18 protein-coding genes are annotated in these 19,156 nt (G+C 63.5%); 2 read left to right on the plus strand and 16 right to left on the minus strand.

Annotated features, from left to right (window positions below; translation table 11 throughout):
- Positions 1-24 precede the first annotated feature (24 nt).
- From cheD to ACOZKU_RS04645, 16 genes are all read right to left on the minus strand, one after another.
- A complete protein-coding gene (gene cheD, locus ACOZKU_RS04570; RefSeq protein ID WP_314092617.1) occupies positions 25-579 on the minus strand; it encodes a chemoreceptor glutamine deamidase CheD in 555 nt (184 codons plus the stop codon).
- Positions 576-965 carry a response regulator gene (locus tag ACOZKU_RS04575; protein ID WP_298099611.1) on the minus strand — a complete coding sequence of 130 codons (390 nt, stop codon included), beginning with the start codon at positions 963-965 and terminating at the stop codon, positions 576-578. Before ACOZKU_RS04575 ends, cheD begins: the two co-directional genes overlap by 4 nt.
- Positions 965-2,020, minus strand: coding sequence for a protein-glutamate O-methylesterase CheB (cheB, locus tag ACOZKU_RS04580; RefSeq protein WP_421577862.1), 1,056 nt, complete (start codon positions 2,018-2,020; stop codon positions 965-967). The genes ACOZKU_RS04575 and cheB overlap by 1 nt, the downstream gene beginning before the upstream one ends.
- Positions 2,017-2,922, minus strand: a complete 906-nt coding sequence (gene cheR, locus ACOZKU_RS04585; RefSeq protein WP_117368149.1) for a protein-glutamate O-methyltransferase CheR — start codon at positions 2,920-2,922, stop codon at positions 2,017-2,019. Before cheR ends, cheB begins: the two co-directional genes overlap by 4 nt.
- On the minus strand, positions 2,919-3,383 hold the full coding sequence (locus tag ACOZKU_RS04590; protein WP_421577851.1) for a chemotaxis protein CheW: 465 nt from the start codon (positions 3,381-3,383) through the stop codon (positions 2,919-2,921). The genes cheR and ACOZKU_RS04590 overlap by 4 nt, the downstream gene beginning before the upstream one ends.
- Positions 3,384-3,390: 7 nt before the next feature.
- Entirely contained in the window at positions 3,391-5,676 is a 2,286-nt protein-coding gene (locus ACOZKU_RS04595; protein ID WP_314092611.1) for a chemotaxis protein CheA, read from the minus strand.
- Between the two features lie 23 nt (positions 5,677-5,699).
- On the minus strand, positions 5,700-6,065 hold the full coding sequence (gene cheY1, locus ACOZKU_RS04600) for a chemotaxis response regulator CheY1 (protein ID WP_117368143.1): 366 nt from the start codon (positions 6,063-6,065) through the stop codon (positions 5,700-5,702).
- Positions 6,062-6,361, minus strand: coding sequence for an STAS domain-containing protein (locus ACOZKU_RS04605; RefSeq protein WP_117368141.1), 300 nt, complete (start codon positions 6,359-6,361; stop codon positions 6,062-6,064). Before ACOZKU_RS04605 ends, cheY1 begins: the two co-directional genes overlap by 4 nt.
- 144 nt (positions 6,362-6,505) lie before the next feature.
- Positions 6,506-8,104 (minus strand): globin-coupled sensor protein, encoded by a 1,599-nt coding sequence (locus ACOZKU_RS04610; protein WP_421577863.1) that lies wholly within the window; start codon positions 8,102-8,104, stop codon positions 6,506-6,508.
- Between the two features lie 523 nt (positions 8,105-8,627).
- On the minus strand, positions 8,628-9,989 hold the full coding sequence (locus ACOZKU_RS04615; RefSeq protein WP_421577852.1) for an FGGY-family carbohydrate kinase: 1,362 nt from the start codon (positions 9,987-9,989) through the stop codon (positions 8,628-8,630).
- A 4-nt stretch (positions 9,990-9,993) separates the two neighbouring features.
- Positions 9,994-10,308 (minus strand): L-rhamnose mutarotase, encoded by a 315-nt coding sequence (rhaM, locus tag ACOZKU_RS04620; protein WP_421577853.1) that lies wholly within the window; start codon positions 10,306-10,308, stop codon positions 9,994-9,996.
- A gap of 3 nt (positions 10,309-10,311) precedes the next feature.
- Positions 10,312-11,316: an ABC transporter permease gene (locus ACOZKU_RS04625; protein WP_421577854.1), complete on the minus strand. Its 1,005-nt coding sequence runs from the start codon at positions 11,314-11,316 to the stop codon at positions 10,312-10,314.
- Positions 11,309-12,295: an ABC transporter permease gene (locus ACOZKU_RS04630; protein WP_421577855.1), complete on the minus strand. Its 987-nt coding sequence runs from the start codon at positions 12,293-12,295 to the stop codon at positions 11,309-11,311. Before ACOZKU_RS04630 ends, ACOZKU_RS04625 begins: the two co-directional genes overlap by 8 nt.
- On the minus strand, positions 12,292-13,815 hold the full coding sequence (locus ACOZKU_RS04635) for a sugar ABC transporter ATP-binding protein (protein ID WP_421577856.1): 1,524 nt from the start codon (positions 13,813-13,815) through the stop codon (positions 12,292-12,294). The genes ACOZKU_RS04630 and ACOZKU_RS04635 overlap by 4 nt, the downstream gene beginning before the upstream one ends.
- Positions 13,816-14,005: 190 nt before the next feature.
- Positions 14,006-14,992: a rhamnose ABC transporter substrate-binding protein gene (gene rhaS / locus ACOZKU_RS04640; RefSeq protein ID WP_421577857.1), complete on the minus strand. Its 987-nt coding sequence runs from the start codon at positions 14,990-14,992 to the stop codon at positions 14,006-14,008.
- Positions 14,993-15,028: 36 nt separating this feature from the next.
- Positions 15,029-15,841 (minus strand): DeoR/GlpR family DNA-binding transcription regulator, encoded by an 813-nt coding sequence (locus ACOZKU_RS04645; RefSeq protein ID WP_421577858.1) that lies wholly within the window; start codon positions 15,839-15,841, stop codon positions 15,029-15,031.
- A 201-nt stretch (positions 15,842-16,042) separates the two neighbouring features.
- Here ACOZKU_RS04645 and ACOZKU_RS04650 point away from each other — a divergent pair, with 201 nt between their 5' ends.
- Positions 16,043-18,142: a bifunctional rhamnulose-1-phosphate aldolase/short-chain dehydrogenase gene (locus tag ACOZKU_RS04650; RefSeq protein WP_421577859.1), complete on the plus strand. Its 2,100-nt coding sequence runs from the start codon at positions 16,043-16,045 to the stop codon at positions 18,140-18,142.
- Between the two features lie 8 nt (positions 18,143-18,150).
- Positions 18,151-19,156 (plus strand): L-rhamnose catabolism isomerase (rhaI, locus tag ACOZKU_RS04655; protein ID WP_421577864.1); only part of this gene is annotated, 1,006 nt, incomplete at its 3' end.

Below are 19,156 nucleotides of genomic sequence, written 5' to 3' on the forward strand. Positions count from 1 at the left end.
CGCTTCAGGCGGTGAAATCGCCGCTCAGAAGAATTCGATCGAGCTTTCGACAGGCTTTGCGACGGGTGCGGGCCGCTGTTCCAGCGCCACCGTCTTCTGCGTCTCGACGCCCGTCAGCGCATATTGCCGGGCCCGGCCGCTCGACGGCCAATATTCCAGCTTGCGCCCGTGCTCGCCGCCGGTGCTTTCGCCCATGACCTTGATGCCCTCGTCCATCAGGAACTGGCGGGCGAACAGGGCGTTCTGCTCGCCGACATTCGAGAAGCGGGCAATGGTGCGCGCGCCACCGAAGATCTTGGCCTCCAGCCGGTCGCGCCGCGCGCCCTGCTTCAGGAGGCCGTTGATCAGAAGTTCCATCAGATGCACGCCGTAGCGCGTGGCGTCGCCCCCCGAGGCCAGAGCCTCCGCGGAGCCGGGCAGCAGGAAGTGATTCATGCCGCCGACGCCAATGACCGGGTCGCGCATGCAGGCGGCCACACACGATCCGAGAATGGTGGTGAGCACCACATTCGGGTCGTTGATGACCTTGTATTCGCCCTGAATGACATGAACGCGGCGCGTCCCGGCGTCTGCTATCATTTCAATGCCCCGAACACGGCTTCGATAGCCGCCTTCATCTTTTCGATGGTGAACGGTTTGGCAAGAACGTTGTTGGCACCGAGTGCGGCGGCCTTCTGCACCAGCGCACGGTCGCCCTGGGCCGTCAGGATGATGAAAGCCGCCTTCTTGGTGTTGGGGTTCGACCGCACCGCCTGGAGGAATTCGATCCCGTCCATCTTCGGCATGTTGAAGTCGGAGATCACCAGATGGTGCGGCTGCTGGGACATGATGGCCATGCCCTGTGCACCGTCGCCGGCTGCCGTGATCTGCTTGAAGCCGAGCTGCTGCAGGGCATCACCCAGCAACAGGCGACTGGTCACCTGATCATCGACGATAAGGACTTTGATTTTTTCAGCGATAGACATTAGTCGCTCCCTTCTCTACGGGCCGCAGTAATTTTCAAGATTTCCTCCCCAATGGAGGAGAGCGGAAACTGGTGTTCGACGGCACCCAGCTCGAAAGCCACCCGCGGCATTCCATATACGACGCAGGTTTTTTCGTTCTGACCGATGGTCCGCGCCCCTGCATGGCGCATTTTCAGAAGGCCGCTCGCGCCGTCCCGGCCCATGCCGGTCAGGATGACGCCGACGGCGTTGCGGCCGGCAAGCTCGGCCACCGAATCGAAGAGCACATCCACCGAAGGACGATGGCCGTTGACCGGATCGCGCTCGAGCAACCGGCAGGACGGAGCATGCGGGTTGACGATCTGCAGATGGCGGTCGCCACCCGGCGCCAGATAGATCTTGCCGATCTCCAGCCGCGCACCATCGGTCGCCTCCTGCACCACCGGCGCGCAGAGGCGGTTCAGCCGCTCGGCGAAGCTCTTGGTGAAGGTCGGCGGCATATGCTGCGTGATGACGGTCGGCGGGCAATTGACCGGGAATTTCTGCAGAACCGCAATCAGCGCCTCGACGCCGCCCGTCGACGATCCGATGGCCACGACGCGGCGGCCGGGCCTGTAGGCTGCGGCAGGGTTGATGTTGGCCGATGTCGGCGCCAGCGGCGGCGGCTCGGCGTGGAAGCGGCGCTGCGAGCGGGCGGCGGCCTTCACCTTTTCGGCGAGGTCGCCGAACGGACGCGCGTCACCGGGCTGCGGCTTGCCGACACAATCGAAGGCACCGATTTCCAGCGCCATCAGCGACGCTTCCGCGCCACGATGGGTCAGCGTCGAGACCATGATGACCGGCATGGGCCTAAGCTTCATGATCTTGTCGAGGAATTCGAGGCCGTTCATGTTCGGCATCTCGATATCCAGCGTCACGACGTCTGGATTGAGCTGCTTGATCGCGTTGCGGGCTTCCATGGCGTCACCGGCCTGGCCGATGACGTTGACGTCCGGATCGGAATTGAGCACGGCCGTAATCAGGCCGCGCATGGTCGGAGAATCGTCGACGACGAGTACGCGCGCCGGTGCCATTATGCGCCCCTCCTATACTTGCCGGTGTAGCGGTAGGTCGTGATGCCGATATTGTCGAACTGGTTCTTCGCCTCGCCCGAGACGCGCTCGGAATGGCCGATATAGAGATGGCCGTTATCACCGAGCATGCCGGCGAAACGCGACCAGATCTTCATCTGCGTCGGCTCGTCGAAATAGATGACGACGTTGCGGCAGAAGATGACGTCGAACGGACCCTTGAACGGCCACTGGGCCATCAGGTTCAGCTCGTTATAGGTGATGAGCTTCTTCACCCGGTCGTCGACCTGCCACTTCTGGCGGCCGCCACCGGCATCAACCTCGCGGAAGAACTGCTTGCGCATCGCCGGATTGACGGTTTCCAGCGCATTGGCGTCATAGGCGCCGGCGCGGGCGATCGCCAGGATCTTCGGGTCGATGTCCGTCGCCAGGATGCGGAAATCGTAGTCCGCGACGTTCGGCATCATGGAGAGCACAGTGAGCGCGATCGAATAGGGCTCCTGCCCGTCCGAACAGGCCGCCGACCAGATGCGTACGCGGCCGCCGTTGCGGGCGCGCGCCAGCAAATCCGGCAGGACATCGCTCTTCAGGTGGTCGAAATGATGGTTCTCACGGAAGAAGCGGGTGAAATTCGTCGTCAGATGCGACAGCATCTCCTTGCGGGGGCCGGCACCGGCGGGCGACGAGACGAGCGCGCAATATTCTCGAAAACCCTTAAGGCCGAGCTGGCGGATATGTTTCGACAGCCGCGAATAGACGAGCGAGGCCTTGGTCTCGTTGAGATAGATGCCCGCATCGGCGTAGATCATGGCCGCAATCTCGGAGAGGTCCCTGCGGGTCAGCGGGTATTCGCCGCTGGCAAGGCACTCGTCCGGAGACTGTCTGCTATCGAAGGCCGGATGGGTCATGCAGCTTCGCTTTCGGAATGCGGGAAAAGGGCATCGAGTTCGATATTGCAGATCATCCGCCCTTCGAGGGCGAAGATACCGCGGGCATAGGCCTTGGCCGCCTCATTGGCGATGTCGGGCGTCGGCTGCATGTTGTCGTCGGTCACGGTCAGGATGTCGGACACCGCATCGACCAGCAGGCCCACCACCTTCGGCCCGACCTGGGCGACGATGATGACATGGCGCACCGTCGGCTCGGCGGGCTTCATGCCGAGCCGCAGCGACAGGTCGACGATCGGCAGGACGGCACCGCGCAGGTTGATGATGCCGAGCACGTAGGGGGGCGCATGCGGCATCGACGTGGCCGGCGTCCAGCCGCGGATCTCCCGGACGGACATGATGTTCACGCAGAACTCCTGATCGCCGATCCTGAAGGCGATCAGTTCGCGTCCGTGACTGTGATTGTTGACCGCGTACGACATTGGATGATCAACCCGTGGCAGCAAGCGAGACGTCTTGTTTCAGGGACTGGCCGCGCGAGGCGGCAACGACCGCATCGACGTCCAGGATGAGGGCCACGCGGCCGTCGCCGAGAATGGTCGCGGCGGCGATGCCCGGCACGTGGGTATAGTTCGCTTCCAGGCTCTTGATGACGACTTGGCGCTGGCCCTGGATCGCATCGACCATCAGGGCACGCTGGCCGCCGCCTTCCGATTCGACCAGAAGGGCGACGCCCTCGATCGGATTGGCCTGCGTGGCGCGGAAATTGAGGATCCGGCCGACATCCACCAGCGGGCAGAACGAGTTGCGGATCGAGATGAGCCGCTGCGAGGCGCCGAAGGAATGGATGGCGGAGGCTTCCGGCTGCAACGTCTCGACGATGGCTGTCAGCGGCACGACGAGCGTCTGGCCGGCGACTGTGACCACCATGCCGTCGAGAACGGCGAGCGTCAGCGGCAGGCTCATGGTGAAGACGGAGCCCTGGCCGGGCTTGGAGGAGATCGAGATGCGGCCGCCGAGCGCCTGGATCGAGCGCTTGACGACGTCCATGCCCACACCGCGGCCGGACAGGTCCGAGACCTTGTCGGCGGTCGAGAAGCCGGCATGGAAGATCAGGTTGTCGATCTCCTCGTCGGACAGGTTGGCGTCGGCCGCGATCAGGTCGTTGTCGATCGCCTTCTGGCGCACCTTCTCGCGGTTGATGCCGGCGCCGTCGTCGGCCAGTTCGATGACGATACGGCCCGAACGGTGCTTCGCCGTCAGGCGAACCGTGCCTTCCGGGTTCTTGCCGAGGGCTTCACGCTTCTCCGGCATTTCGAGGCCGTGGTCGACCGCGTTGCGGATCATGTGCGTCAGCGGCTCGGCGAGCTTGTCGATGACGGTCTTGTCGACTTCGGTGTTCTCGCCTTCCGTGATGAGGCGGACCGACTTGCCGGTGATGTCGGCGATTTCGCGGACGGTACGGGCCATGCGCTGGAAGACCGGCTTGACCGGCTGCGCGCGGATGGCCATGACCGAATCCTGGATCTCGCGGGTGAGCTGCTGGAGCTCCTCGAGACCCATATTGATCGAGGACGTGCCGTTGGTGTCGTTCTCAACGACGCTCTGCGAGAGCATCGCCTGATTGATGACGAGTTCGCCGACGAGGTTGATCAGGCGGTCGACGCGGTCGAGATCGACGCGGATCGTCTGGCCTGCGGCAGCGGCCTGGCTGGCCTGGGCGGCGCTTGCGGCCGAGGCGGCAGCGGAGGCCGCCTTGTTGTCGGCGGCGCGGCTTGCGGCCTGCGCGACCTTGGTTGCGGTTTCCGCGGCAGCGACGGCAGCGGCGGCGTCGCTTTCCATGACGGCCGGCTCATCGCTGGCAACGGACGCCCCTTCATCAAGCATCGACAGGTCGAAGGGAACCGGCTGCATCGGCTGCTCTTCGTTTTCCGTCACCTCGCCGACGACGTCTTCCTCGATGGTCTGGATATCGAGATCGCAATCCCACTCGGCGAATTCGAAGACGGAGCGCACGCCGTCCTCGCCTTTTTCGGTGGTGACCGAGATCTTCCAGGAGAAATAGGCTTCCTCCGGGTTCATCTTGTCGAGCGTCGGCAGGGCATCCATGTCGCAGTAGACGCTCATCTCGCCGAGGCGGGAGACGTCGCGCAGTAGGAGAACCGCTTCGTTGCCCTTGGCGTAGAGGTCCTTCTTCGGCTTGAAGGCGATCTGGATGGTCGGCACGTAATGCTGGATCGCCGGCTCGTCGTCGAAATCGCCGAAGGAGAACGGGATCGGCTGGAAGCCCTCGTCGTTGACCGCGGGCTTTTCCACCACCGGCGCCGGGACGGCCGCCTTGGGAGCAGCGGCTGCGGGCTTCGGAGCCGGGGCTTCGGCCGTGGCCGGAACCTCGCCATGGGCGAGCGCTTCCAGTTCACGGATCAGGGTGCGGCTGCGCGCTTCGTCGACGCTTCCGCCGTCGCGCGCCGCATTGGTCAGGTCCGCCAGGACGTCGGCCGACTTCAGCATGACCTTCAGGACATCCTGGGTCGGCTCCAGTTTGTTGGATCGAACGCAATCCAGTGTCGTCTCGAACACATGGGCGAAGGAGACGAGGTCGTCGAGGCCGAATGCGCCGGCACCGCCCTTGATCGAATGCACGGCACGGAAGACGGCGTTGACCGTTTCCGGGTCGCGATCCCCGTCATTCAACTTCAAGAGACCGGATTCCAGTTCGGCGAGCTGCTCCTCGCATTCCTGGAAAAAGATCTCTTTGATTTCGTTCATATCCATCGGAAGTAATCCTGGCTGAGGGATTAGGCGGTAACGCGCTCGATTGCGTCGATCAGCTTGGTCGGATCGAAGGGCTTGACGATCCAGCCCGTCGCACCGGCCTGGCGGGCGCGGTTCTTCTTCTCGGCATCGCTTTCGGTGGTCAGAACGAGGATCGGGATGGCCCGGAACTTCTCGTTGCGGCGCACACCTTCGATGAAGCCGAAGCCGTCGAGGCGCGGCATGTTGATGTCGGTGACGATGACGTCGGGATTGGCATTCTCGAGGACTTCCAGGCCCTCGACGCCGTCTTCCGCCTGGATCGTCTCGAAACCCGCATTGTTGAGCGTCACGAGAAGCATGTTCCGGATTGTCCTGGAATCATCCACGGTCAAAACTTTTTTCTTCATTGCCCAGCCTCCTGTGCCAGCAAGTGATCAATATTCACGCCAATAAGTTGCATTGTCTTCATGAAAGGATCGGAAACCTTGCCGAAGGTGAAAGGCTTGCCTTCCTCCTCCCAGCTCTTGGCGCCGGCCATGAGAACCTGGACACAGAGCGCGCCGACCCGCTCGACCGCCGAGGCGTCGATGACGAGCGGATTGCCCTTGAGACCCATGAGCTGCTGGTGCAGCGCCGTCGCCTCGTTGAGATCGAGCACGGGGGCAAGGCTTAAACTTTTCTGAGCGGCTTTCTTGCTCGCCATTACCGGGTTCCTTGTGTGAGCCAGTTTCTGGGGCTGCGTCTGTCTGAGGTCATCGTTCCCCCGTTCGGCGCGGGCGGCAGGCCCTCTTCCGAGGCCAGGCTGCGCGTCGTGGAGAACCAGTGTCTGGGTTGCCGCTTCGCCATCTCACCCTCCGAAGCCGACGGTCCGCGCCGTCAGGAAATCGAGGGGAGCGGCATCCGCCGCCACAGGCTCCACAGCGGCGCGCGGCATCACCGGGGCCGGGCGGGCAGGCCGGGCATCGCGCTGCGCCGAAACGCGGAATTCGCGGATCGTGCGGCCGAGTTCGAGGATGACGGTGTGAAGGTCGTGGCTTTCGGAACCGATGCGGTCGGCGTCCGATGCGTCGGCTTCCAGCGCGCGGCTGGTGCGGCCGATCTCGGCCGTGACGCCGTCGAGCCCTTCGGCATCCACGGCGCTTTCGCGCACGATGCCGGTGATGGCGTCGTTGATGCCCTCGACCTGGCGCACGATGTTGCCGATCGCATCCTGCGTGCGGTGAACATGTTCGACGCCGGTCTCGACCTGCGACTTGGTGCTGGTGACGAGTTGCTTGATCTCGCGCGCCGCGTCCGCCGAGCGCTGGGCGAGCGCGCGCACTTCCTGCGCGACGACCGCAAAGCCGCGACCGCTGTCGCCGGCGCGCGCCGCCTCGATACCGGCATTGAGCGCCAGCAGATTGGTCTGGAAGGCGATCTCGTCGATCACGCCGATGATCTGGCCGATCTTCTCCGCCGAGGCCTCGATATCGGCCATGGCCGACATGGCCTCGCCGACGATGTTGCCGCTCTGCGTCACCGAAGCCTGCGTTGCGAGCGCGGCGGATTGGGCCTTGCGGGTTTCATCCAGCGTCTGGCGCACGCGTCCGACGATGGCGCCCAGCGCATTGGCGGTTTCGATAAGGCTTGCCGACTGCTCGGCCGAGCGGGCCGAAAGGCCGGATGCCCCGGACGCAAGCGTGCCGACGAGTCGGTCGCTTTCCGTGGCGCGGTCGGCGGCGGAAGCAAGGTGCTTCCGGATCTCGTCGAGCGCGCCGTTCAGCGTGTCGGCCATATCGCGCCACGCCTCGGGCATCTCGCCGGAGACGCGGGCGGAGAAATCGAGGGCGGAGAGGCTGCGGATCGTTTCGCCGAACACGCGGTCGAGTTCGGCGCGGTCTTCGCGACGCTGTTCGGCAAGAGCGCGGCCATGGGCGTGGCGCAGCTCGTTGAAGCGCAGCGAAACGCCGATCTCCGCATCGACCATCGCGGTGCGGATGAAGGCGGAGACGAGTTCGGTCAGTTCCTTGCGGCGGGCCTTGCCGGCGCCGGGCAGGATGGATTTCGGCCAATATTCCTCGATCAGGCCGGAGACGACCGTTTCGACGACGACCGAATGGCCGGCAATGCGCCAGCGCGGGTCGAGGCCCATCTGGCTTTCGCTGTCGGAAAGAACTTTCACCCGCTCGGCGTAGAGGCCGTCGAACCGCGCGTCGGTCAGCACGCTCCAATGGGAGCTCTGGAGGTCGTGCAGGCGGTCGATCTGGCGCTCGCTCTGGAAGTGGCGGGCGGCATCGGGAAAGGTCTGGAAACGCTGGAAGAGATCGCGCAGGGCCGTTTCGACATGCCGTTCGAGCGTCTGGCGGTGGCGGCGGAGCGTTTCGCCCTGGGCTGCTTCGACGCCGGCAAAGCGCAAACGGTCGCGCAGGCTGGCTGCCTGTCCCGTTCGAGCGTTTTCTGCCGGCATTTCCTGCACCAGTATGCTCCCAAACCAACGATGCCCGGTTGCGCTCGTGAGCGAACCGACCGAATTTTCGCATGGAGGAAAGGCTGAGAAGCCGGCCGTGCTCTCAAAGCACGGGCACCCCTCGATCCATGATCAAATTCTGTGAAACTCGAATACCGGCTCTGATCCGGTACGGCGGGTCGGCATCATGCCTGGGTGAGAAATGGCGAATTTCCCATTCCGACGTGTAGAACCATGTTTATGGTTAATTCCTTGCCTGAAGGTTAATGCTTTATGCCTTGCTTCGGGGATCGCTAAAATTAAAACATGCCGCCGTAACGTCAGCCACACGCAAGCTCGCGCGCGTAGAGTGCCCTCATGAACTGACAATGATGTCAGGAGGAACGGACAATGATTGTTCTGGCATTGGGCGCCACGGTGATTGCAGCGGCAACGCTGGCCGCCATCACGCTGCTTCTCGATATCGACGCCGGCCGCGCCCCGGCCAAGGCCCGGGTTTTCTAGACCCCGCCAGCGACCATCCTCACGCCTTGTCGGCGAGCGCGCGCCAGCGCGCCGCATAGCCCGCCGCCCCCGGTGGCAGGTCTTGCGTGATCGCAACCAATGCCGGCTCCGGTGCGCTTCCCGCCGCAAGACAGGCGGCGCCGATGCTCGTGCCCGTGGCGCTGCCGCCGGCCAGCACGTCGCGGCCTGTCGCCATCTTCAGCATCATCAGAAAGGCCCGGTTGGCCGCAAACGGCCCCTCGACGATGACAGGGCCGTCAGCGCCGATGAGATCGAGGCAGGTCGTCGTCATCAACGCGAGATGGAAGGCGATCACGGCCTGCGCTTCGTCGTCGCTCAAGGCATCGCGCGGCACGGTCCAGAGCGCCTTGCGGCCGGGATAGGGCCCGGATTCCTCCGGCAGCGACGGCAGCAGCATGGCGTCGCGATCCAGCACGGCGGCGACGGCGGAGGCAGGGAGATCGCCGGACTTGCCGCCAAGCATGGAAAAAGCCCGCCCACCCATGAAACGGGAGGACGGTACGGGATCTCCGAGCGCATTGACGTTGACGAGCGTATCGCGCGCCTCGTCCAGAGCGACCGGTTTTGCGCCGATCGCCATGACCACGACCCAGGTGCCGGTGGAGACCACCGCATAGGGCGCCTTGCGCGTCAGCACATAGGGCAGAAGCGAGGCGTTGGAATCGTGGATGCCGCAATGGACAGGCACATCCGGCCTGACGCCCGTCGCCACCGCGATGTAAGGGCGGACCGGACCGAGCGCATCGCCAGCCTTGCGCACCGGCGGCATCAGCTCCCTCCAGCCCTCGTCTTTCACGAGGCTGGAGAAGCGGCCGCTCATCGGTTCCCAGAGATCGGCATGGCAGCCGAGCGAAGTCACTTCACTGGCGGCGATGCCGCTCAGGCGGAAGGACCAATATTGCGCATACATCAGGATGTGGCGCGTTCTGGCGAAAGCTTCGGGGAACCGTTTCGACTGCCAGTAGATCTGCAAGCCGGCATTGAGGCCCATCGGCATGATCGGCGTACCGCTCGCGGCAAAGGCTGGCCGCACCTTCCGATAGGTCTCCGCAGCCTCCTGCGGGCCTTCATACTCGTAGTCCAAAACCGGCAGGACAAGGTCGCCGTCTTCGCCCACCAGGGCTGCGGTCGCGCCGTGCGTCGTGACGGAGATGGCGTCGATCTGGCGTTCGCGATTCAGTGCGGCAAGGCTTTCGACGATGAAGGCCCAGAGCTTTTCCGTATCGACATGCGGATAGGGCGCGGCGTTGATCACGCCGTTCGGCATGGTGCGGGCGGCGACCTCGCGAAAGCTCTCGCCATCGACCAGCACGACCTTGGCATTCGTCTTGCCGATATCGATGACGGCAATGGTCTTCATCGGCTCAATCCATATGAAAGACGGTGACGAGCGGCACCGCGACGGGCTTGTTGTCCGGCTTCGTCTCCATGATATCGGCCATATGCGCCCACCAGCGTTTCATGACGGGATGGTTTGGCAGGTCCGCCATCGTGCGGTCGTCACGTCGCCAGAGCACGCCGAAGAGCAGGTTAGTCTCCACATCGAGATGGATGGAGTAGTCGGAGACGCCGGCCTCCTTGAGGAGCGCGACCAATTCCGGCCAGATCGCATCGTGCCGTGCTTTGTATTCGGCCGCGCAGCCGGGATTGAGCCGCATGCGAAACGCATATTTCTCCATGGCTCAATGGCTCCTGCGGCCACGGAAGCGGCGATAGAGGATCGGCAGCGCGATCACCGAGATTAGCAGCAGGCCGATGAAGATCGACATGACGATGCCGGGCACGTTGAGCAGGCCGAAGCCGAAGGTCACCATGCCCATGATGAGGGCGGCCAGCACGACGCCCGGAATGGTACCGGAACCGCCAAGAATGTTTACGCCGCCGAGCACGACCATCGTCACCACTTCCAGCTCCCAGCCGAGCGCGATGGACGGGCGCGTCGAGCCGAGGCGGGCGGTCAGGCAGATCGAGGCGATGGCCGCCATCAGGCCGGTCAGCAGGAAGAGCACGAATTTCACCCGGCCGACGCGCACGCCGGAAAACAGCGCGGCCGTCTGGTTGTTGCCGATGGCATAGACGGCGCGGCCGAAATTCGTTTTGTGCAGGACGATGCCGTAGATCACCGCGAGCGCGACGAAAAGGCAGAATTCGAAAGAGAAGACCCACCAGACGTAACCCTGGCCGAACCAGGAGAAGCTCGCCGGATATCCGGTGAAGGCCTGATCCCCGAGGATGAGGAAGGAAAGGCCCCGGAAGAGGCTCATCGTGCCGATGGTGACGACGATGGAGGGCAGGCCGAGGCCGGTGACGAGCAGACCGTTGAAGGCGCCGCAGAGGAGACCGGTCGCAAGGCCGATCATGACGAGTGCGGGCGTATCGAAGCCGAGCTGCACGGCATAGCCCATCACCGTGGAGGTGAGCGCGATAATCGAGGCGACGGAGAGGTCGATTTCGCCCGAAATGATGACCAGCGCCATGGCAAACGCGATCATCGCCTTTTCGGTGAAGTTGAAGGTCGCGTCGGACAGGTTCCACGGATCGAGGAAATAGGGCGAGGCGAAGGAGTTCACGAGGAAAATCGCCAGCGCCACGGCGACCAGCAGCGTCTCCCAGCTCTTGATGAGGCGCGCGCCGCGGCTTTCCAGCCGATCGGGAATGTGGCGTGCGATCGTCTGGACGTCAGCCATGGGCGGCCTCCGCTTTCCTGAGAATGACCCGGCCCTTGCGCTTTTCGGCACGCGCATTCACGGCAACGGCAATGATGATGACCATGCCCGAGATCGCCATCTGGGCAAAGGGCGAGATATTGATGACGGGCAGCGCGTTCTTGATGACGCCGAGGAACAGCGCGCCGAGCACCGCGCCGCCGACCGAGCCGATGCCGCCGGCAATCGATACGCCACCGATGACGCAGGCCGCGATGATATCGAGCTCGAAGCCGGCGGCGATATCGACATAGGCGACGGCATAGCGCGAGACCCAGAGATAGCCCGAAAGGCCGGCCAGCGTGCCCGACAGGCAATAGGCGAGGAAGCGCGTGCGGCCGACATCGATGCCGGTATAGACCGCCGCATGGGGATTGCCGCCGAGCGCGAAGAAGGCGCGGCCGAGCGGGGTGCGGCGCATCACGACGACCATGATGGCGATGATGACCAGCGACAGCCAGGAGAGCAGCGGGAAGCCGAGGATGCTGGCGCGCGGCAGGGCCTTGAAGGCATCGCTCATCTGGTGCGCGTTGATCCAGGCGCCGCCCGAAAGCAGGAAGATCAGGCCGCGATAGATGGTGAGCGTGCCGAGTGTGACGACGATCGGCGGGATGTCGAGCTTCCAGACGAGCAGGCCATTGATCGAGCCGAGGAACGCACCGAGACCGACGGCGACGAGAATGATCAATGGCACCGGCAGGCCCGGGAACGCGGCATTGAGCATGGCCGCCGCCATGCCCGACAGCGCCAGATTGGCAGCCATCGACAGGTCGATGCAGCGCGTCAGGATGACGGCCATCTGGCCGAGCGCCAGGATGATCAGGATCGACGTGTCATTATAGACATTGGCAAGATTGCCCGGCGCCACGAAGGGCGGGAAGCGCACGGCAATCAACACGAGCAGCGCGACGATCGCGACGACCAGCAGCATTTCGCGGTTCTTGAGGAGAAGCTTCATCACGCGGCCTCCTGAATGCCGGCGGCGGCGCGCACGAGTTTTTCGGCCGTCAGGTCGGCGCGCTCGAAACGGCCGGCGATGCGGCCCTCGCGCATGACGATGACGCGGTCGGCCATGCCCATGATCTCGGGAATTTCCGAGGAGACCATGATGACGCTGAGGCCGGAGGCCGCAAGCTCGCTCATGAAGGCATGCACGGCGGCCTTGGAGCCGATGTCGATGCCCTTGGTCGGCTCGTCGAGGATAATGACCTTCGGCCGCGTCGCCAGCCACTTTGCGATGACGACCTTCTGCTGGTTGCCGCCTGACAAAGTGCCGACATCCTGATCGAGCGAGGCGGCGCGCAGATCGAGCCGCGCGGTATATTCGCGCGCCAGGGCGAATTCTTCCGCCATGCGCAGAAAGCCGGAGCGCGAGGTGCGCGTGAGCGACGGCAGCGTGACGTTCTGGAAGATCGGCAGGCCGATGATCGCGCCCTGCCGGCCGCGCTCCTCCGGCACATAGACGATGCCGGCTTCGATGGCTTCGGCCGGCGAGCGGATAACTTTGATCTCGCCATCCAGCCGAATCGCGCCGGCGGAGGGTTTGGTAATGCCGATCAGCGACTGCATGAATTCCGAGCGCCCGGCACCGACGAGACCGTAGAAACCGAGGATTTCACCACGGCGCAGTTCGAAATTGATGTCCTCGAATTCCGTCGGGTGACGATAGCCGGAGACGGTCAGCACCGGTTCGCCGATGGCGACCTCCTGCTTGGGAAAGACCTGCCCGACATCGCGGCCGACCATCTGGCGCACCAAATCGTCCTGCGTCGTCTCCGAGATCAACCCCTCACCCACCATGCGCCCGTCGCGGAAGACGGTGTAGCGATCGGCGATGCGGAAGATCTCGTCGAACTTGTGGGAGATGAAGAGGATTGCCTTGCCGTCGGCCTTCAACCGGTCGACCAGATCGTAAAGCTCGTGGATTTCCTTGTGCGACAGAGCGGCCGTCGGCTCGTCCATGATGACGACGCGGGCATCGATGGAGAGTGCACGCGCAATGGCGACGAGGTGCTTGTTGGCGATGCCGAGATCGCGCAGGCGGATCGACGGGTCGAGATCGGCACCGACGCGCGACAGGAGCGCGCGGGCATCGGCATTCATCTTTTTCCAGTCGATCAGGCCGAAGCTGCCGCGCGGCGCATGGCCAAGAAAGATGTTTTCGGCGACCGAGAGTTCGTCGAACAGCACGGTCTCCTGGTGGATCGCCGTCACGCCGGCCTTCGCGGCGGCATTGGCGGTCGGGAAATGGGTTTCCGCACCATCGACGCGGATGGTGCCCTCGTCGGGCTGGTAGATGCCAGTGAGGATCTTCACCAGCGTCGACTTGCCGGCGCCGTTCTCGCCGACCAGCGCCGTCACCGAGCCGGGATAGAGCGAGAGCGAAACGTCCGACAGCGCGCGCACGCCGGGAAACGATTTCGAGATCCCCTCGAGCGCGACGGCGGGCCTGGTCCGCGATATGGTCGTGTCCTGCAGCAAATCTCGGTCCACCGGTTGGATATGTTGGCTCGATTGCGAGCGATGCGGCTTGGGCTGCCCCTCACCCTAGCCCTCTCCCTGCGAGCGGGGAGAGGCAACAGAGGCGTTGCGGCCCGTTTCCTTCTCCCCGCCTGCGGGGAGAAGGTGGCCGGCAGGCCGGATGAGGGGCTTATTCCACGCCGTCGCCGGATCAGAAGATCTTGGCGAACTCTTCGACGTTCTTGGCATCGTAGATGAACGGATCGGCCATGGCGCCTTCGTTCTTGTCGTCGAGCTTGACGGTGCCCATGCGGCCCATCTTCAGTTCGGCGCCGGGCTTGGCTTCCGCGCCGCCGATCAGGTCGTTGGCGATCATCGTGGCGGAGTAGCCGAGGTCGATCGGGTTCCAGATCGCGAAGGACTTGGAGGCGCCCGACTTCACATGGCCGGCCATTTCCGAGGGGAGGCCGAGACCGGTAACGTTGATCTGGCCGATCTTGCCGGCGTCGGTGACGGCCTGGGCGGCGGCGACGATGCCGACGGAGGTCGGCGCGATGATCGCCTTCAGGTTCGGATGAGACTGGATGAGGCCCTGCGTCTCGCGGTAGGACTTGTCGGCAAGGTCGTCGCCATAGACGGTCGCCACGACATTGATGCCCTTGTAGTTCGGCAGCACCTTGTTCATTTCCTCGATCCAGGTGTTCTGGTTGGTCGAGGTGGCGGTTGCTGAGAGCACCGCGACGTCGCCGCCTTCGGGCAGGTTGTCGGCGGCGAGCTTGATGATCATGTTGCCGATCAGCGGGTTCGACGACGGGTTGAGGTGCATCAGACGGCCTTCAGGGGCGACGCCGGAATCCCAGGAGATGACCTTGATGCCGCGGTCCATGGCCTTCTTGAGGGCCGGCACCAGCGCATTGGTGTCGTTGGCCGAAACGGCGATGGCGTCGACCTTCTGGGCGATCAGCGAATTGATCACCTCGATCTGGCCTTCGGCGGTCGTCGTCGTCGGGCCGGTATAGATGACCTCGACATCGCCGAGTTCCTTGGCGGCTTCCTGTGCGCCCTTATTGGCGGCTTCGAAGAAGCCGATGCCGAGCGCCTTCACGACAAGCGCGATTTTCTTGGTTTCCGCCTGCGCGGTCGCCATCATCGCGACCGAAACGGCCGCTGTTACGAGCAAGGTTTTGAGAATTTTCACGTCATTTCCTCCCAGTGAAAAATCAACCCTCCGGCCTCATGCCGATGAGGATGCAGTCTCCGATCTGGTGCCGGCCTGAACGTTCGCGACGATCAGGTTGACACCGGCCTCCTCCAGCATCGCGGCATCCCTGTCCTCGATGCCCGAATCCGTGATGACGGTGGCAATGCGCTTCAGGCCGCAGAGAATGAGGCTGGAGCGCTTGCGGAATTTGGTGGAATCGACCAGCACAATGAGCTCGTCTGCCTGGTCGATCAGCTTCTGTTCGGCCTGGATGAGCAGCGGATCGGCCTCCATCAGGCCGAGCGGGCCGATGCCCTGCGCGCCTATGAACATGCGGCGCGCATAGAAATTGCGCGTCACGTCATTGTCGAAGGGGCTGAGCACGATGTTCTGCTCACGGTAGATCGTGCCGCCGGACAGCATGATCGTGTTCTTCGAATGCTTCAGCAGGTGCTCGGCGATGTTGAACGAATTGGTGAAGACCTGCATGCGGCGGTTGGTCAGGAAATGCACCATCTGAAAGGTGGTGGTCCCACCGTTGATGATGATCGGGTCACCATCCTCGCAGAGCGCCACCGCCTCCTTGGCGATCGCTTGCTTCTGGCGGGTGTTCAGCGTCTCGTTGACCGTAAATGGCCGGCCGGCAAGGCCGACGAATTGCGGCGGATGCAGCGCTTCCGCCCCGCCGCGCACCCGGCGCAGTTTCTTCTGCACGTGAAGCGCCGCGATATCGCGGCGGATCGTCGCCTCGGAACTGTCGGTCAGGTCCACCAGCTCAGGCACGGTGACGACCGGCTTTTCCTGAACCGCGGACAGAATGATCCGATGTCTTTCCTTCTCGTGCATGGCTCCTCCAGTGCTCGCAATGCTTCCATCAGGATCGCGCATTGTCAATCACAATCAATCATATTTTTTCATTGTGCAGTGCGGTATGATTGTTTTTGATCGTTTATGATTGACATCGGCAAAAATCCCGTGTGATCTGAAAGCATGCCGTCGAGCGCCGCGCCAGGTGCTGCCACGAGAAAATACCGGGAGGAAATGCCGATGCTGGACAAGAACCAGGGCGCACGCCTTGCAAACCTGTGGGATGACGCCAAGGCGTCGGCCATGAGCGAGCCCGAGCGCCTGCTCTATCGCTCCAACCTGCTCGGCTCCGACAAGCGCATCACCAATTACGGCGGCGGCAACACCTCGGCGAAGGTCATCGAGAAGGATCCGCTCGGCGCCGGCAATGTCGAGGTGCTCTGGGTCAAGGGTTCGGGCGGCGATGTCGGCACGATCAAGATGGACGGCTTCGCCACGCTCTACATGGACAAGCTGAACGCGCTGAAAAGCCTCTATCGCGGCCTCGAGTATGAGGACGAGATGGTGGGGTATCTGCCCCACTGCACCTTCGACCTCAACCCGCGCGCCGCCTCCATCGACACGCCGCTGCACGCCTATGTACCGAGGAAGCACGTCGACCACATGCATCCCGACGCGATCATCGCGATTGCGGCCGCGAAGAATTCCCGCGAGCTGACCCAGAAAATCTTCGGCGACGATATCGGCTGGCTGCCCTGGAAGCGCCCCGGCTACGAGCTGGGCCTTTGGCTCGAAAAGTTCTGCCTGGAAAATCCTGGTGCACGCGGCCTCGTGCTGGAAAGCCACGGCCTCTTCACCTGGGGCGATACGGCCAAGGAATGTTACGAGACGACGGTCGAGATCATCAACAAGGCGATCGCCTGGTTCGAGGGCAACAACACGGCCCCTGCCTTCGGCGGCGCGGTGAAGCCGGTTCTGGCACCGGCCGAACGCCGCGCGGTCGCCGAAAAGCTGATGCCGGTCATTCGCGGCATGATCAGCAAGGACGAGAAGAAGGTCGGCCATTTCGACGACAGCAGCGCGGTGCTGGACTTCGTCACGGCGAAGGACCTCGCCCCGCTCGCGGCGCTCGGCACCAGCTGCCCGGACCATTTTTTGCGTACGAAAATCCGCCCGCTGGTCGTCGATTTCGACCCCGCCAATCCTGATGTCGACAAGACGCTGGCCGGCCTCGATGAGGCCGTCGCCGCCTATCGCGCCGACTATGCGGCCTATTACGAGCGCTGCAAGCGCGTGGGCAGCCCCGCCATGCGCGACCCCAATGCGGTCGTCTATCTCGTACCCGGCGTCGGCATGATCACCTTCGCCAAGGACAAGGCGACGGCGCGTATTTCCGGCGAATTCTACGTCAACGCCATTAATGTGATGCGCGGCGCGTCCGGCGTTTCGGACTATGTCGGCCTGCCGGAGCAGGAAGCCTTCGACATCGAATACTGGCTGCTGGAGGAAGCGAAGCTCCAGCGCATGCCGAAGCCAAAAAGCCTCGCCGGTCGCATCGCGCTGGTCACCGGCGGCGCCGGCGGCATCGGCAAGGCGACGGCGAACCGGCTGATGGCGGAAGGCGCCTGCGTCGTGCTCGCCGATATCGACGAGGCGGCATTGGCCGAGGCGCAGAGCGAGCTTGCCGGCCGCTACGGCAAGGATGTCGTGCGCGCGGTCACCATGAACGTCACCGACGAGGCGCTGGTCGCAAAAAGCTTTGCTGATACGCTGGTCGAATTCGGCGGCCTCGACATTCTCGTTTCCAATGCGGGCCTTGCCTCCTCCGCCGTCATCGAGGACACGACGCTGGAACTGTGGAACAAGAATATCGGCATTCTCGCGACGGGCTATTTCCTCGTCTCGCGCGAAGCCTTCCGCATCTTCCGCCGCCAGAAGGCCGGCGGCAACGTTGTCTTCGTCGCCTCCAAGAACGGCCTTGCCGCCTCCCCCGGCGCCTCGGCCTATTGCACGGCGAAGGCCGCCGAAATCCATCTTGCCCGATGCCTCGCGCTCGAAGGCGCCTCCGAGCAGATCCGCGTCAACGTGGTGAACCCGGATGCCGTGCTGCGCGGCTCGAAGATCTGGACCGGCGAGTGGAAGGAGCAGCGCGCGGCAATCTACAAGACCGACACCGAAGGGCTGGAGGCACTCTATCGCGAGCGTTCGATGCTGAAACTCTCGGTCTTCCCGGAGGATATCGCCGAGGCCATCTACTTCCTCGCCTCCGACATGTCGGCGAAATCGACCGGCAACATCGTCAATGTCGACGCGGGCAATGCCCAGTCCTTCACGCGCTGAGGAACTTCCTGATGACGATGATTTCCAAGGATGTGGTTGCGCGCGAGAACGACAAGCGCCTCGCCGACCTGAAAAGCGACTACGAGCATCTCGGCGCACAGCTTGCCCGCCGCGGCATCGATATCGATGCGGTGAAGGCGAAGGTGGCGGCCTATGCGGTCGCCGTGCCCTCCTGGGGTGTCGGCACCGGCGGCACGCGTTTCGCCCGCTTCCCCGGCGATGGCGAGCCGCGCAATATCTACGACAAGCTGGAGGACTGCGCCGTCATCCAGGAACTGACGCGCGCGACGCCGACCGTCTCGCTGCATATTCCGTGGGACAAGGTTTCGGACCTCAAGGAGTTGAAGGAAAGGGGTGCTGCCCTCGGCCTCGGCTTCGACGCGATGAACTCCAACACCTTTTCCGATGCGCCGCAGCAGGAGCACTCCTACAAATACGGCTCGCTGTCGCACGCCAATGCCGGCACGCGCCAGCAGGCTGTCGAGCACAATCTGGAATGCATCGCCATCGGTAACGCGCTGGGCTCCAAGGCGCTGACGGTGTGGATCGGTGATGGCACGAACTTTCCGGGCCAGGCGAATTTCACCAAAAGCTTCGAGCGCTATCTCGACGCGATGAAGGCGATCTACAACGGCTTGCCGGACGACTGGCGGCTTTTCACCGAGCACAAGATGTACGAGCCGGCCTTCTATTCGACCGTCGTGCAGGACTGGGGCACCAATTACCTGATCGCCCAGGAACTCGGCCCCAAGGCCTATTGCCTCGTTGACCTCGGCCACCATGCGCCAAACGTCAATATCGAGATGATCGTCGCAAGGCTTATCCAGTTCAAGAAACTCGGCGGTTTCCATTTTAACGATTCGAAATATGGCGACGACGATCTCGATACGGGTTCGATCGATCCCTATCGCCTGTTCCTCGTCTTCAACGAGCTGGTCGATGCGGAAGTGCGCAAGGCGGAGGGCTTTGCCCCGGCGCATATGCTCGACCAGAGCCATAACGTAACCGACCCGA

The organism is Shinella sp. M31 (assembly GCF_049199205.1).
Lineage (GTDB): Bacteria > Pseudomonadota > Alphaproteobacteria > Rhizobiales > Rhizobiaceae > Shinella.

Excerpts from the sequence above, each read along its gene's own strand:
- cheD (WP_314092617.1), bottom strand. The coding sequence starts at position 579 with ATGATAGCAGACGCCGGGACGCGCCGCGTTCATGTCATTCAGGGCGAA.
- ACOZKU_RS04575 (WP_298099611.1), bottom strand. The coding sequence starts at position 965 with ATGTCTATCGCTGAAAAAATCAAAGTCCTTATCGTCGATGATCAGGTG.
- cheR (WP_117368149.1), bottom strand. The coding sequence starts at position 2,922 with ATGACCCATCCGGCCTTCGATAGCAGACAGTCTCCGGACGAGTGCCTT.
- ACOZKU_RS04590 (WP_421577851.1), bottom strand. The coding sequence starts at position 3,383 with ATGTCGTACGCGGTCAACAATCACAGTCACGGACGCGAACTGATCGCC.
- ACOZKU_RS04595 (WP_314092611.1), bottom strand. The coding sequence starts at position 5,676 with ATGGATATGAACGAAATCAAAGAGATCTTTTTCCAGGAATGCGAGGAG.
- cheY1 (WP_117368143.1), bottom strand. The coding sequence starts at position 6,065 with ATGAAGAAAAAAGTTTTGACCGTGGATGATTCCAGGACAATCCGGAAC.
- ACOZKU_RS04605 (WP_117368141.1), bottom strand. The coding sequence starts at position 6,361 with ATGGCGAGCAAGAAAGCCGCTCAGAAAAGTTTAAGCCTTGCCCCCGTG.
- ACOZKU_RS04610 (WP_421577863.1), bottom strand. The coding sequence starts at position 8,104 with ATGCCGGCAGAAAACGCTCGAACGGGACAGGCAGCCAGCCTGCGCGAC.
- ACOZKU_RS04615 (WP_421577852.1), bottom strand. The coding sequence starts at position 9,989 with ATGAAGACCATTGCCGTCATCGATATCGGCAAGACGAATGCCAAGGTC.
- rhaM (WP_421577853.1), bottom strand. The coding sequence starts at position 10,308 with ATGGAGAAATATGCGTTTCGCATGCGGCTCAATCCCGGCTGCGCGGCC.
- ACOZKU_RS04625 (WP_421577854.1), bottom strand. The coding sequence starts at position 11,316 with ATGGCTGACGTCCAGACGATCGCACGCCACATTCCCGATCGGCTGGAA.
- ACOZKU_RS04645 (WP_421577858.1), bottom strand. The coding sequence starts at position 15,841 with ATGCACGAGAAGGAAAGACATCGGATCATTCTGTCCGCGGTTCAGGAA.
- ACOZKU_RS04650 (WP_421577859.1), top strand. The coding sequence starts at position 16,043 with ATGCTGGACAAGAACCAGGGCGCACGCCTTGCAAACCTGTGGGATGAC.